The following is a 13,494-nucleotide window of genomic DNA, read 5'->3' on the forward strand; positions in this document are numbered from 1 at the left end:
TCACCTCACGAGAACCAGAAGAACGACGGCGCCCGCAATGAGCAGCGCCGCCTGGGCGTAATACTGGTGAATCAAGCCGGTCTGCGGCCGCCGGGCCTGCCGGCCGGCACTGCGAATTCCCCGGGCCACTGCCTCGGCAGTGCCGTCCACCACGGCGTCGGTCTTCGCGGCGCGGCCCGCGGCCAGCACGGTCAGCCGGGCGGCCGCGTCGACGCCGCGGTCCAGCACCCGGTCATCGAAGCGGGCAAGGCTGCCGGCGGCGGCCAAAACCGGGCGGACCACCACCGCCTGCGCGGCCCGCTCCAACCCGAACCAGTCGGCAGCGCTCTTGGACCGGAAACGCTCGGGGTACCGCCACAGCAAGGCCAGCACTGCGACGGCGAGGCCGGCGGAGAGCGCCAACTCAAGCGGGCCCGGCTCCGGGCCGGCCCGCAGGCCCGAGCCTAAAGCCTGGGCGACGGGGCCGAACACCAGCAGGCCTGCGACTGCCGCTCCTGCGGCCAGCAGCAGGACGGGCACGGTTTGCCAGGGACTGATCCTGCGGGTGCCTCGTTCCTCCGTGTCGTAGGCGGAGGCGGCGTCAGCCGGGAGGGGACGCCACACCATGGCCACAGCCTTCCCTGCGTACGCTGCTGAAAGAACCGCCCCGACGAGGCCTGCCGTATACAGGAACGGGGACGCCTCCAGTGCGGCAGCCAGGACGTCGTCCTTGGTCGCCCAGAGCGAGAGCGGGGCAATGCCTGCCAGGCTCAGCGCGGCGACAGTGAACGAGGCGCCGATGACCGGCCAGCGCCGTGCCGCTCCACGCAGCGCCGGGAGCTTTTTCGTGCCCAGGGCGGCAAGCCATGCCCCGGCGGCCAGGAACAGGCCTGCCTTGGTAGCCGCATGCGCCATCAAGTGCGCCGCGCCTCCGGCAACGTTGCCGACGCCGGCTGCCAGCACCACGAAGCCGAGCTGCGCGGAGGTTGATGCCGCCAGCAGCTGTTTCAGGTCCTGCTGGCCCAGCGCTGCCACCCCGAGCAGCACAGCGGTTCCGGCACCGACCCAGGCCGCCGTCGTCGCACCCCAACCGGTGGCGGCCAGCAACGGCTGGATCCGCAGCAGCAGATAGCCGCCCATCGCGACCATGGCTGCGGAGTGCAGCAGGGCACTCACCGTGCTGGGGCCCTCCATGGCACGGGAGAGCCAGAAACTGAAGGGCAGCTGCGCCGCCTTGCCCAAGGCTGCAACGAGAATTCCGGCCGCGGCTGCGTCCCGCCAGCCGCCGTCGAGGCCCGGGAGGTCCGCCAGCGCCAGCGAACCCCCGCCCGCCAAGGCAGCGCCCGCCGCCAGGTAGAGCCCCAGGTCGGCGGTCCGGGTGGTGACAAACGCCGTCAGCCCCGAGCCCACCCGGTGGACGTCGCGCCACCGGAAACCGATCAGGGCGTAGGAGACGGCCCCCATGATTTCCCAGGCGAAGAGCAGGGCGGGAAGCGACGTGGCGGTGAGGGTGATCAGCACCGCGGAGGAAAAGAGAAGCATCAATCCGTGGAAGCGGGCCGGGTCCGCTGTCCCGGCCGCCGCTGCGAAGATCAGAACCAACACCGTCACGGCCGCCACCACGGGAAGGATCGGCCCGCTCAAATCGTCGACCCCCAGGCCGAAGGCCGCCCCGGCCATGAATGGGGCTGAAAATACGGGGCGGGTCGCGGCTGCCGCCGCAGCAAGCGCAAGCACCAACCCGGACACGGCCACGCCCACTGCGGGCGCAGCCCTGTCGGCGCGGCGCCCGGCCAAGCAGAGCAGGCCGCCCGCAAGGGCCGGCAGGAGGATCAGCAGAACGAGGAGCGCGCTCATTCGGAAAGCTCCGCGGCCATGTCCGTCATGTCCGTCTCCCGTGACCTGTGCAGGAGGGCGGCCACGGCGAAACCCATCGCCATCTCGACGGTCATGGCGGCGATGACGACCAGCAGTAGAACCTGGCCGTCGGGGGAGGGGGCGAGGAACCACCAGAAACCGGCGGCGGCGAGGATGACGCCGTTGATCATCAGCTCCAGGCCCATCATGACCATCACCACGACCTGCTGGGACAGGGCTCCGTACAGGCCGACGCTGAAAAGTGCGGCGCCCGCCAGCAGAACCAGGGGCAGGCCCATCAGTGACCCCCTCCCGTGTGGCCGTGGTGCTCCGGCCCCGATTCGGACTGTTTCGGCGCAGGCAGCTTCGGGTAGGGGCGGTAGCGGCCGCGCGGGTTGGCGAGCACAAGGGCGGAAACCAGGGTCGCGAACAGCAGCGGGCTCACCGTGAGCATGACCAGCATCTTGTTGCCCATGATCGCCTCGCCCAGCGATACGGTCAGATCCGGGGCGGGTGCGCCCCGGCGGGCGGGCCAGGGCACCAGGAGGGCTCCGGCGGCCAGCACCAGGAAAACGCCTCCCGCGATCAGCAGGGAGCCGCGCTTGTTGTGCACCATGCTCATGGGCATCAGCGCCGGGTTCATGCCCATGAACATGATCATGAAGATGGCCATGATGGCCATTTCCATCACCATCATCAGGATGGTGACCACGCCGATGTAATCGAGGTTGAACTGCAGCAACATGGCTCCCACGGCGACGAACGACGCCGCCAGGGCATAGGTGGCCCGCGCCATCGAGTCGGTACGGAACACGGCGATACCGGCTGCCACCGCCACCAGGGCGAGCACAATGAAGAGAACAGTGGTGAGCATGAATTCAACCTCTCGCAACGACAACGACGGCGACGCCGGCGACCTGCAGCAAGGTGGCGGGAAGGGCCACGGCCCAGGCCGCTGCCATCAGCGCCTGGGGACGCACAGACGGCAGATGCCGGCGCACGACCAACAGCACCGATTGCAGGAGAAGGGTTTTCGCCAGGAACCAGACCCATGCCGGTAACAGCGGTCCGGAGCCTCCCCCCAGGAAGAGGGCAACGGCGAAACCGGAGCCTACTGCCAGCAGCGCGTGGCGTCCGGCGAGCAACAGCAACCGGTCGACCCCCGACGCCTCGGCCAGCACACCGCCGGCCAGGTCACGGGCGAGCGGCGCATCGAACGGGCGGTGCAGCGAAAACGCCAGCACTGAGGCGCAGAAAACGAGAAACGCCACGGGCATCCACACCACATACCAGAGCCCGTCCTGGCCTGCGACGATGTCCGCCATGCGCAGGCTTCCGGCGGCGACGGCGGGCGCGGTCAAGGCAAACATCAGCGGCAGTTCGTAGGCCAGGGCCAACGCCAGGAAGCGGTACCCGCCCACCAAGGGGTAGGCGGCGTTCGGGCCCCACCCCGCCATCCACACCAACGCCCACAGCATCACGTCCATGGCGTTGAACCAGACCAGACCTACCGGCAGGTCGGAGATGACCCATCGCCCGAAGGGCAGCACCGCGGCCATCAGCACGGCAACCACCGGCAACCCGGCCACCCCGACGCGCCACAGAAGCGTGTCAGCCGCTACGAGAGTCCGCCGGCGCTGGCGCAGCAGCCGCGCGCCCTCGGCGACCGGTGCCAACATGCCGGCCCGGCGGGCGCCCGGGCGCGCCTGCAACGCGCCGTCCACGGCTGCGCCGGCGAACGCCGCCGCCAGGACCGCGATCGCGGCGACGACCGCCCATACAGGTGAAACCTGCTCAACGCCTGCGCTCACCGGGACAACACCTCCGGGGTCCCCACCGGTGCAAGGTCGAGACTCGCAACGAGCAGGCGGACGCGGCTTAGTTCCTCACCTGCCACCAGCTGCTCCAGCAACGCGGCCTGAACAGGCCAGGAAGCAGGCACGCCTGCGGCGTCCGTTTCCCCGTTGGCGGCGCGGACTGCCCCTTCAACCCAACCGGTCAGCCGCGCCCATGCATCGGTGCCCGCCTCAGCGTGGAAGGAATCAGCCCCAATGGTGCCCACCCCGCGGAGCGAGCGGCGCAGCAGGACCGAGCGTTTCAGGGCAGCAAGCTCCGCCATGAGCGGTCCGCGGCAATCACCCAGCGGCTCGCCCGCGAGGGCTGCGTTCCGGATCCGGTACATCCGCTCAGCCGCGGCGTCGCTGCCCGCGAGCCGCAGCACCCGGCCGGCGAGATCGGTCCGGTGAACGATGAAGGCCCGGGCATCCGCGGCAAGCGGATCTGGTGCGGGGGTGCCTTCCAGCAGCTCCGCCGTAGCCGAGAAGATCACGTCGCCCTGTATCGTGCAGCGCAGCACCAGGCCGGCTGGCCAGGAAGGCAGCACCGGGCCCAGAGGCAGATGCAGAACGTCCAGGTCCAGGCCGTCCCGGTCCTCCTCCTGACCTGCCAGACCGATACCGCCGGGCATCGGCATGTCCATGTCCATGCCCCCGTGGTCCATGCCATCGTCCCCGTCGCCGTGGTCCATGTCCCCGTGGTCCATGCCCCCGTGATTCCCGTCCCCGTGGTCCATGTCCCCGTGGTCCATGCCCCCGTGGTTCATGTCGTCGCTGTCGTCCATCTGGTCGTCCGGCTCCGCCGGCCGTTGGTCGCGCCCTGCGGCGTCGGCGGTCTGTGCGGCGGGCTCGCGCAACCGCTCTGCGCAGCCGTGCAGCTCCCGGGCGACCTGCTCGGCCGTCACGACCGTTGTCCTGGCGCGCGGTCCGGGCAGTTGCTCCCACACTCGGTCCACCGCACCGAGAAGCTCACCGGACGGCGCTCCGCAGACGCAGAGGATGTCCGCCTCGGAGGGGGAGTCCGCCTCCACCCATCCCAGGCGGACCAGTTCGCGTTGGACCTCCATCCGTACTGATGCGGCGCCTGGAACTTCGACCAGCAGCACATGGCACCGCGAAGTCGCCACCCGCGCCAGCAAGGAACTCAAGCCCATTTGAACGCCCCCTCCCGCCATGCCCAGAAGACCCCTGCCATCAGCACCCCGAGGAACACGAACATCTCGATGACCGCACCGGGCCCGAGCCGGGAAACCACCGCGGCCCACGGATACATGAACAGCATCTCGACGTCGAACGCGAGAAACAGCAACGTGACGGGGTAATAGCGGGCGTGGTAGCGGGAAAGGGCGTGTTCCTCCGGGACCCACCCGCTCAGGAAAGGCCGGCTCACCAACGGATTGCGGGCCACGGCGGTGAGCCGCGACAACACGTACAGAGCGCCAACGGACACCAGGACCGCAGCGAGCAGAACCAGAATGCCTAGATACATTGACGATCACGCTTCCTTCGGTCTTCCTGCCGCGCCGGAGCCGCACGGGTTTTCCTCAGTACCCTTACCTTATGCAATGTAGGAGAAGACGCCCATCATGCCCTGCTGGGCGTGGTAGGCGTTGTGGCAGTGGGTGAGCCATTGCCCCGGGTTGTCGGCGTCGAATTCGACGGTGACGGTTTGCCGGGGCCGGACGATCACGGTGTCTTTGCGGGCGCCGTTGCCGGCGAGCTGGAAGGTGTGTCCGTGCAGGTGCATGGGGTGCCACATGGTGGTGTCGTTGATGAATTTCACTTGGACGCGGTTGCCCTGGCGGATGTCGAAGGTGCCGGCGAGGGGGTTGTTCATGTCGAAACGGCGCCCGTTGAGGCCCCAGTCGTATTTGGCCATGCCGCCGGTCAGGTGCAGTTCGTGCACGGTGTCGGGGGCCTTCGCCGCGAGCAGCACGGACGGGTCGGCTTTGAGGCTGCCGCCGTCCAGGACGGTCCCGTCGAGCGTGCGCGGCAGGTCCGCTGCTGCGGGAGCTGTGCCGGTGCCGGTGCTCACGATGCCGTAGGCGCGTCCGGGTTTGCCTTCGGGCAGGGCCAGCACCGGTGTCTGCCCGGGTTTGACGGTGAGCAGCAGGTCGGCGCGTTCGCCCATGCCGAGCACGACGGCGTCGAGGTCCTGGTGTTTCACAGGGTAGCCGTCGCTGTGCGTGACGGTAATCTTCTGGCCGGGCACGCCGACGCGGTAGGCGGTGTCCCCGGCGGCGTTGATCACGCGCAGCCTGATCCGGTGACCGGGTTTACTGGTGAAGGTTTCGGGCCGGTCGGGTGTGCGGGAGTTGAAGAGGTGGAAGGGGTAGCTCACGTCCCCGGCGTCGCCGCCGAGGAAGGCGCTGTAGCTGCCCATGAGCATGTGGCCCATGGTCATGCCCGCCGACGGGGACGCCGTGTCGGAGCCCATGTTCATCCCGCCCATGGTTCCCGTGTTGCCCATGCCCCGGGAGAGTTCTTTGACGACTTCGTCGGGGGTGCCGGTGATCCCGTCGAGCCAATCATCGAGCACGATGACCCATTCCTGGTCATAGGCCAGCGGCTCGCGGGGGTCTTCGATGATCAGGGGCCCGTAGAGCCCGCGTTCGCGCTGCATTTCCACGTGGGAGTGGTACCAGTAGGTGCCCGGGTGCGGCAGCCGGAAGTCGTACGTCATGGACCCGCCGCCGGCTGGCACAGCCGTTTGGGTGAGGCCCTGGACTCCGTCCATGTTGTTGCGCAGCGCGAGTCCGTGCCAGTGGATGGTGGTCGGCTGCTTGAGCCGGTTGGACAGGGGCACGGTGAGCCGGTCTCCGGCCTTGGCTCTGATCACGGGCCCGTTGAGGGTGTTGTTGTACCCCCAGGTCGCTACACGGTGGCCGCCGACGTCGGCCGTGAGGGCATCAGCGGTCAGGGCACGGGTCACCGTGGTGCCGGTGGCTGGGCGGGACGCTTCAGTGGCGGCGACGAGGGGGTTGTCGGGCATGATTCGGTTCACAGCGGCGGCCGCGGGGGGCCGGGCGGGGGTGCAGGCGGCGATGGCTGCCATGGTGGTTACGGTCAGGCCCGCACCAAGGAAGGCGCGGCGGGAAAGGTCAGGGTTCACGAATAATTCCTTGAAGTTCAGAAAAATATCAGGGGCACGCCGGTGAGGACACGGGCGGCAGAAAGGCGGGTGCGGGCCGCCGGCCGGGTCCCTCCGGTGAGGAGGCCCCCGGCCGCGTGTTCGCAGGGTTAGAGCGAGGCCAGGAGCGCCTTCATCTGAGTGATTTGGGCCTGCTGGCTGCTGGCGATGGACTGCGCCAGGTTCAGGGCGTCCTTGTTGGCGCCCTGGGAGAGTTCGTCCTTGGCCATGCTGATGGCACCCTGGTGGTGCTGGATCATCTGGGTCAGGAACAGCCTGGACGCTTTGGCCCCGGTGGCTGCGTCGAGCTGGTGCATGTCGTCTGCGCTCATTGTGCCGCCCATGGACTGGTCCCCCGACATCGACGCCGGCTCGCCCCAGGTCGTGAGCCAGCCGGTCATGGTCTCGATTTCGGGGGACTGGGCGGCCTTGATCTTCCTGGCCAGGGCGGTGACACGCGCATCCACGCCCTGCTTTTTCAGGAGCGTGTCGCTCATGGTGATCGCCTGGGCGTGGTGCGGGATCATCATCTGGGCGAACATCGTGTCCGCCGCGTTATGGCCCGCGGCCGAGGACGAGGGTGTGCCCGCCGCGGAGGAGCCGGCCGCCGTCGGGGAAGAGCTGTCCATGCCGGGCATGCCGGACATGGACGTACTGCTGCTGCCGGAGGAGCCGGAGCCGCAGGCAGAGAGCGCCAGGGCGGCGGCGAGGGCAACAGCGGACAGGGTGAGGTATCGGTTCAACGCAAAAATCCTTGTCTGGGAACGTGCACGGTGGGCCGGCAGAGTCCGGCGGAGCGGGCAGGGAAAGACCGCTCGGGTGCAGGGCCGAAGCAGGGGTGCACACTGGGTGCATCCGTCAACGGCCGGTGTTCTCAGGTTCGGCTGATGCCAAGCAGGGTCAGCGACGGAGGATCCGCCCCGGACCAAGACCCGCCAAAGACAGGGCGTTGCCGGGACGCGGGGCCGGGGGAGGCCACCGGCAGGGAGGGGAGGTCCACCACACCATCCACCGAGGCCTGCGGACGGTCAAGAGTGCAGGGGTCTGCCATGCTCATGCGGTTCGTGCCGTCTGAGCAGTCCTTTGTGAAAACAGGGTGGTGGTCGTGCCCGGTCACGGCTGGTTGCACCGCGGGGTAGGAACGCACGGCCGTCGCGGGCTGCTCTGCCATCTGCTCTGCCATGGGCGCCTGCCGCTGCAAGCCGGCACCGGCATGGCCGGAACCCTCGGACGTGTGGCTGCCGGCCAGGACATGCATGCCCAGCAGGCCCACGATCACGCCAAGAAGGCCTAACACCGTGGCAGCGGCCCGGACGAGCCGGAGGAAGGATCGGTCCGCATGCGGCATGACGTCCTCCTTCCCTCATATCCCGGCAAGTGCCGGTTCAAGCATATCGTTGCCTGCAATGCTCCCCGAGCAACCGGGCGGGACGCCCTCCGCGCCCGGGCGGGTTGGTCAGGCCCGCCTTGGGACCGGGCCGACGCGGGCGAGGGCCGCCGTTGAGGAAAGCAGCCCCGGCGCGGGTGGCGCATATGCCCGTGTGCGGACGGTTCGTCAGGAACATTCGAAGGCCGAGATTAAGAAGGCGTTCCACGGTCGGCTTGCACGAGGCGCCGGATATTCGGCCCTCGTATAACGTCGCCCCGACGCAGAGCATCGAGCTGGTGTACGAACACCCCCGGCCGCGGCATTGTGAAACTACGTCCGGCCTGACGGCCCGAACAGGGCGGTTATATACAGACTGCTTCAGGGGCCGGCGGCGGCCACGCTCCGATGCGCAGGCAGAGACAACGATCGGTTTTTCGCGTCCCCTGCGCCTCCGGTCCGGAGACCGGCCGGGTCTCAGGCGGTTTTGAGCTCGTTCAGTGCGGCCCGGAGCCGGTCGTCTGCTTCGCCGGCGACCAGGGCGACGGCCGGGGCGTCGCTGAGCTGAACCATTGTCTGCGGGTCGATCGTCTGGATGACGGTCGCGTCGGCGTCGCGGCCGCGGCGGATGACGACGTTGCACGGAAGGAGCAGTCCCATGTCCGGTTCCGCGGTGAGAGCCCGTTGGGCCAGGGCGGGATTGCAGACACCCAGGATGAGGTAGTCGCCCAGGGCGTGGCCGCTCCCCTCTCCGAGCTTGGCCTCGAACGTTGAGCGGACATCGATTTCGGAGAGGACTCCGAAACCCTGGCCCAGGAGCGCCTCCCGGGTCCGGTGCACCGCCTCTTTATACGGCAGGGCGACGGTGATGGTGTGTGCGTAGCTCATGGTCATGTTCCTTCGTTGGGTTTTGCTGTGAGTCAATGACGCCGCATCGCCGTGCTACCGGGATTCGATGAGGCCCATCATGCCGCTGTCCTCGTGGTCGAGGATATGGCAGTGGTAGACGGTCTTGCCGGTGAAATCATCGAACGCGATCCGGACGCGTACGCTGCTGCGGGCCGGGACGTTGACCACATCCTGCCACTCGGGGCCGCTTACGGGACCGCTGGCCGTTTCGATGATCTGCATGGGCCATACGTGCAAATGGAAAGGGTGGTCCATGGGGCTCGTGTTGGTCAGCAACCACTCCTCGAGGGCCCCGGCCGGGACGGTGGTGTCAACCCGGGCCGGGTCGAACGGTTTGCCGTTAAAGGTGAAGCTCATTCCCGACCCCATGCCCATTCCCATGGAGAAGGTCAGTTCCCGGCGTGCCGTGACCGCCGCTGACCGCAGGTCCCTGGGTGCAGGCTGGGCCGGGAGCGGCTGCGCGGACAGGGCCGGTTCGCCGCTGACGGCATAGGTGGCCAGGACGGTCCCGTTGGCGTCGGTCCGGCCCTGTTGGCCTCCGGTGCCGGAGCCCATCATGGATCCTGCGCTTCCCCTGTCCACCGGCAGGGTGCGCAGCACGGCGGTGCCGGGGGCTGCGGTGACGAGGAGGTCGGCCCGGTTGCCTGGAGCAAGCAACACCTCCTCAACGTCGCGGGGGTTCTGATAGCGGCCGGAGTCGAGTCCAAGCAGCTGCAGGCGCTGGCCGTCCAGGCGCAGGTTCAGGTAGCGGGCGGTGCAGGCGTTGATGATCCTCCACCGCTCGCGTTCTGCCGGTTTGGCCGAAAGTTGCGGGTTTAATTGGCCGTTGACCAGAACCAGGCTGCCTTCCCGGCCCATCATTTTCTCCATGGCCGACACGGCAGCGACCTTTCCGTCGCTGTTCAGCGAGATGTCCGAGATAACCATGACGCGGTCCCGGGCGACCGGGACAGGGTGCGGGTCCTCGACGATGATGGCACCGTAGAGTCCGCCGAAGACCTGGTCGGCGACCATGCCATGGTGGTGGGGGTGGTACCAGTACACGCCAGGGGGGTGGTCTGCGGGAAGCCGGTATTCATACTCGAAGGACGTCCCGGGATCAGCGGAGAGGAGCACGTTGTCGCTGTTGCCCTGCGGGGAAACGTGCAGGCCATGGACGTGCACGTTGGTCGGATTCTGCAGCCCGTTCTCCAGGGTCACGTTCACCCGGTCACCGGGCCGCAGGAACATCGTCGGGCCGGGCACCGATCCGTTGTAGGTCAACACGGTGGCATTCGTACCGGCGATCCTTGCCTGAGCCTGTGACGCTCTCAGGCGCACCCGGAGACTCCCGTTGCTGCTGCGCAGGACCTCGGGTTCACTGAGGACCTGTCCGCCGGTCGGCTGGTAACCGGATCCGGCGCCCCACAACAGGCCTGCCGCGCCCGTCAGCGCGGCCGCGGTTCCGGCACCCCCCAGGATGAGGGCAGTGCGTCGGCGAACAGGCCGCATCAGCTCTCGCCCTTGAGGATTTTTAGACGTTCCTGGTATTCCTCCGCTGTCAACTCGCCCCTGGCAAAACGTTCATCCAGGATCTCCCGGGGCGTACCCCCGCTGCCCGCAGGCCCGGCGCCACTGCCGTCGGGGGAGCCAGTGGGTCCGCCGCGGCGTCTGCGGGCCGAGAAGAACCATATTCCCGCCCCGGCGAGCAGCACGACCCCGACGATCAGCAGCAGCCAGAACATCCAGGCCCAGCCCATGCCTGACCCGTATCCACCCATCATTACCCGTCTCCTTACCCCCGCGTAACCGGTGCTGACCGGCCTGCGGTGATCACTTTCGAGACTACACCCTATACCCGCAGGGGTATAGGGTGGCGCGGTCCGGTGTTTGATGCTCGCGGCTTCAGCCGGGCGTTCAGCCCTGGGCGCCCGTGCCGGCTGCAGCCCCTGCAGTGCGCACCCGGGGTGGTCACCTCGGCGGGCTCGGACTCCTGGAGCAGATCAGCGGCGGCGCTGTCCTGATCGACAGCCGCGTACCTGACTCCAGGGCCGGGGTCACGATTCCAGGCGCTGTGAACATCCCGCACGACCGGATTATTGGATTCAGGGATCAACTCGAGGTGTGGAGGCTGAGCATCTTCTTCCTTAATGGCCCGCAATGCCCGCAGTCGCCGACGGCCATCCGGGCGCTGCTGGAAGCCGGGTGTCCGGCATCCGGACTGGCCTACTACCGGGGAGGACTGCACGACTGGGCCACCTCGATGACGCCCTGGTAAAACAAGCCACCGCAATCGAACAGAAACCGTGGGCTGCTTAAGCGGCCCGGCAGCGTGTCCGTGGCCCGTGCCTGGACTATCGGGCAGTGCCTGAGCTACCGCGGACCTGGCTGACCCCCGAAGCGCCGGGCCAAAGGGGGGTGACCAGGGGAATTGATGGCGGGGAATTGATGACGTTGACGGACCGAAAATGGTCCGCGATGTGATGGATCAGAAGCTGCCGCTGCCGCCGGGATCGCCGTCCCGGCCTGCGTCACCGCCGTCGCCGCGCAGGATCGAATCGATCAGAATCCCGCCCAGCATGGCCCCGCCGAGGCCCCCGCCGCACCCTCGGCTCCCGAACATGCCGCCGCCGTAGCCGCGATTGTCCAGGCCGCCGAAACCCTGCACATCGGAGCGGGCGAGCTCTGCCGCCCGGGATGCCAGAGCCGCGGCCTGTTGTGCGTGGGTCAGGGAAGATTCAGGGTTCGTCTGCTGGAGGGAGAGCGCGGCGTCCAGGGTGCGTTGCGCTTCGGCCAGGCGGGTTCTGGCCCCGGATCCCACACCGCCGCGCCGTGCGGCAATGTAGTCCGAGGCGACCGAGATCCGGGCCTGTGCACTCATGACGGCCTGCTGGAGAGCGTCCCGGGCACGCCGCGCCTGATCCTGCTGGTTCCGCACCCCGGAGAGGGCCCGATCCAGTCCCTGGAGCGCCGCTTCCATGCGCTGCAACGCGGCGATCGGGTCGATCCCGTCTGACTGCAGCTGCTGTTGCACCTGGCTCAGGACCGCCTCGGCGCCCGCGACGGGGCCCGCGAGGTCGGTGTGCTGCCCGGCCGCCATGGTGGCCTTGGCCTGGGCAAGGTCCCGGGCGGCATCCTCCACCGCGCGGTCGAGATTAGTCCGGGCGGAGTCAAGCTCGTGCCGGACCTTGGCGATGGCGTCAACCAGCACGTTGGTCTGATGCAGGCTTTCTTCGCCCGCACGAACGGCGACGGCCGCCGCGGCCGGGTCGGCCTCGGAGAGCTTCTGCTGCGCAGTTCGTGCGGCGGTGTCCAGAAATTTCAGCCGCTCCCGGGCCTGGTCGATGTTGTCCGAGACGGGACCCACTGCTGCATCGGAGTACCGTACGCACAGCTCAGCCATGCGGTGCTCCGCATCCGCTATCTTGGCCGCTGCCTTGGCTTGTCCGGACCGGAGCAGTTCGAGTGCCTGCGGTGCGTTCTTTTCGAGTTCGCGCAGGGAGTCGAAGGAGACTTTCTGTTCGGCCAGAGCCTCGCTGGCTGCCTCGCAACGACTGATGATCTCGGTATACGAGGCCCGCTGTTGCTCCTCGGTGGCCGGGATCGCATCCTCCAGCGTTTGCTGGAGTTTGAAGGACTCACTCAGGTTCGACCTGGCATCGGCGAGGGCCTTCATAAAGGGCGCAACGGCACCGTCCCCGAACTGTGCCTGCACGAATCCTGCTTCCTGCTCGTTGGAGCGCACGGCATCGTCGGCTGCTATCAGCAGCGACGCGGCCCGTTGCTTCAGCTCCGGGAGGCTCAACGCCACTGGCTGACTGCTCCGGCCGCCGTCGCGTGGATTTACCCCCGGTTCTTCCGGCTGGGTCCCCGGGCCGGTAAGCACCGACAATCGGTCTCGGTATTCCTGCGTGCCCAGCTCGCCGCTGGCGTATCGCTCATCGAGGATCCGACGTGCGTTGCTCCTGCCCGCGGCGGCGTTACGGTTCTGCCCCGGGGCTGATCCGCTTCGTCGTCGGCGGGCGCTACCGGACAATGCCAGGGCCGCGCGTGCCGCCAGTAGAACGACGACTGCGACCGGAAGCAGCCAGAACAGCCAGGACACGTCTATGCCGGATCCGTACCGACCACCCATCATGGGGTGACTCCTTCCGCCGGCCCTACTCCGCAGCCGTCTGCTTCAAGACTACGCCAACATACCCCTGGGGGTGTATTGGGGGCCCTCTGCTGCGCCCGGCCCTGCCGCCGCCTCCAAGGAGGATTCCCGGCGCTCTATCCAGGCCCGGGCGAGAGCAACACTCAGGACATTCCCGCATCCAGAGCGCGCTCAAAGACGTTAGTGGTCCCGCAGCAGCCATGGGCCGGGACACGGAGCCGTCTGGCCTGGCGCGGCCCGTCCCGCCAGAGGCACCAGCAACGGCTTGGGCCGCCCCTGCAGG

The 13,494-nt window shown here is 68.2% G+C and carries 14 protein-coding genes; 1 reads left to right on the forward strand and 13 read right to left on the reverse strand.

The features are described from left to right. The 12 genes from KIH31_RS14960 to KIH31_RS15015 all read right to left on the reverse strand — a co-directional run bounded on the left by KIH31_RS14960 (position 1) and on the right by KIH31_RS15015 (position 10,839). Positions 1-1,836 (reverse strand): proton-conducting transporter membrane subunit, encoded by a 1,836-nt coding sequence (locus KIH31_RS14960; protein WP_214427947.1) that lies wholly within the window; start codon positions 1,834-1,836, stop codon positions 1-3. Then, complete coding sequence (locus tag KIH31_RS14965) at positions 1,833-2,135, reverse strand: NADH-quinone oxidoreductase subunit K (RefSeq protein ID WP_214427948.1); 303 nt, start codon at positions 2,133-2,135, stop codon at positions 1,833-1,835. Before KIH31_RS14965 ends, KIH31_RS14960 begins: the two co-directional genes overlap by 4 nt. Continuing rightward, positions 2,135-2,710, reverse strand: coding sequence for an NADH-quinone oxidoreductase subunit J (locus KIH31_RS14970; protein WP_214427949.1), 576 nt, complete (start codon positions 2,708-2,710; stop codon positions 2,135-2,137). The genes KIH31_RS14965 and KIH31_RS14970 overlap by 1 nt, the downstream gene beginning before the upstream one ends. A 4-nt stretch (positions 2,711-2,714) precedes the next feature. Then, on the reverse strand, positions 2,715-3,647 hold the full coding sequence (locus tag KIH31_RS14975; RefSeq protein ID WP_214427950.1) for a complex I subunit 1 family protein: 933 nt from the start codon (positions 3,645-3,647) through the stop codon (positions 2,715-2,717). After that, positions 3,644-4,825: a hypothetical protein gene (locus KIH31_RS14980; RefSeq protein ID WP_214427951.1), complete on the reverse strand. Its 1,182-nt coding sequence runs from the start codon at positions 4,823-4,825 to the stop codon at positions 3,644-3,646. Before KIH31_RS14980 ends, KIH31_RS14975 begins: the two co-directional genes overlap by 4 nt. Then, positions 4,816-5,160 carry an NADH-quinone oxidoreductase subunit A gene (locus tag KIH31_RS14985; RefSeq protein ID WP_214427952.1) on the reverse strand — a complete coding sequence of 115 codons (345 nt, stop codon included), beginning with the start codon at positions 5,158-5,160 and terminating at the stop codon, positions 4,816-4,818. Before KIH31_RS14985 ends, KIH31_RS14980 begins: the two co-directional genes overlap by 10 nt. A 69-nt stretch (positions 5,161-5,229) precedes the next feature. Next, a complete protein-coding gene (locus KIH31_RS14990) occupies positions 5,230-6,783 on the reverse strand; it encodes a multicopper oxidase family protein (RefSeq protein ID WP_307857672.1) in 1,554 nt (517 codons plus the stop codon). A gap of 128 nt (positions 6,784-6,911) precedes the next feature. Next, complete coding sequence (locus tag KIH31_RS14995; protein ID WP_250546072.1) at positions 6,912-7,544, reverse strand: DUF305 domain-containing protein; 633 nt, start codon at positions 7,542-7,544, stop codon at positions 6,912-6,914. A 131-nt stretch (positions 7,545-7,675) separates the two neighbouring features. After that, positions 7,676-8,149: a DUF6153 family protein gene (locus tag KIH31_RS15000; protein ID WP_214427953.1), complete on the reverse strand. Its 474-nt coding sequence runs from the start codon at positions 8,147-8,149 to the stop codon at positions 7,676-7,678. Between the two features lie 495 nt (positions 8,150-8,644). Beyond that, the gene (locus KIH31_RS15005; protein ID WP_214427954.1) at positions 8,645-9,055 is read right to left on the reverse strand and encodes a DUF302 domain-containing protein; all 411 of its coding nucleotides are present in this window, start codon (positions 9,053-9,055) and stop codon (positions 8,645-8,647) included. A 54-nt stretch (positions 9,056-9,109) separates the two neighbouring features. Further along, positions 9,110-10,567 carry a multicopper oxidase family protein gene (locus KIH31_RS15010; protein WP_214427955.1) on the reverse strand — a complete coding sequence of 486 codons (1,458 nt, stop codon included), beginning with the start codon at positions 10,565-10,567 and terminating at the stop codon, positions 9,110-9,112. Then, entirely contained in the window at positions 10,567-10,839 is a 273-nt protein-coding gene (locus tag KIH31_RS15015; RefSeq protein WP_214427956.1) for an SHOCT domain-containing protein, read from the reverse strand. Before KIH31_RS15015 ends, KIH31_RS15010 begins: the two co-directional genes overlap by 1 nt. Positions 10,840-10,988: 149 nt before the next feature. Between KIH31_RS15015 and KIH31_RS15020 the strand changes: the two genes are divergently transcribed. Beyond that, a complete protein-coding gene (locus KIH31_RS15020; RefSeq protein ID WP_214427957.1) occupies positions 10,989-11,333 on the forward strand; it encodes a rhodanese-like domain-containing protein in 345 nt (114 codons plus the stop codon). Positions 11,334-11,543: 210 nt separating this feature from the next. Here the strand turns inward: KIH31_RS15020 and KIH31_RS15025 are convergent, their stop codons facing one another. Then, entirely contained in the window at positions 11,544-12,866 is a 1,323-nt protein-coding gene (locus tag KIH31_RS15025; protein WP_214427958.1) for a hypothetical protein, read from the reverse strand. Positions 12,867-13,494 lie beyond the last annotated feature (628 nt).

The sequence above is a fragment of the Paenarthrobacter sp. DKR-5 genome (assembly GCF_018531425.1).
GTDB lineage: Bacteria > Actinomycetota > Actinomycetes > Actinomycetales > Micrococcaceae > DKR-5.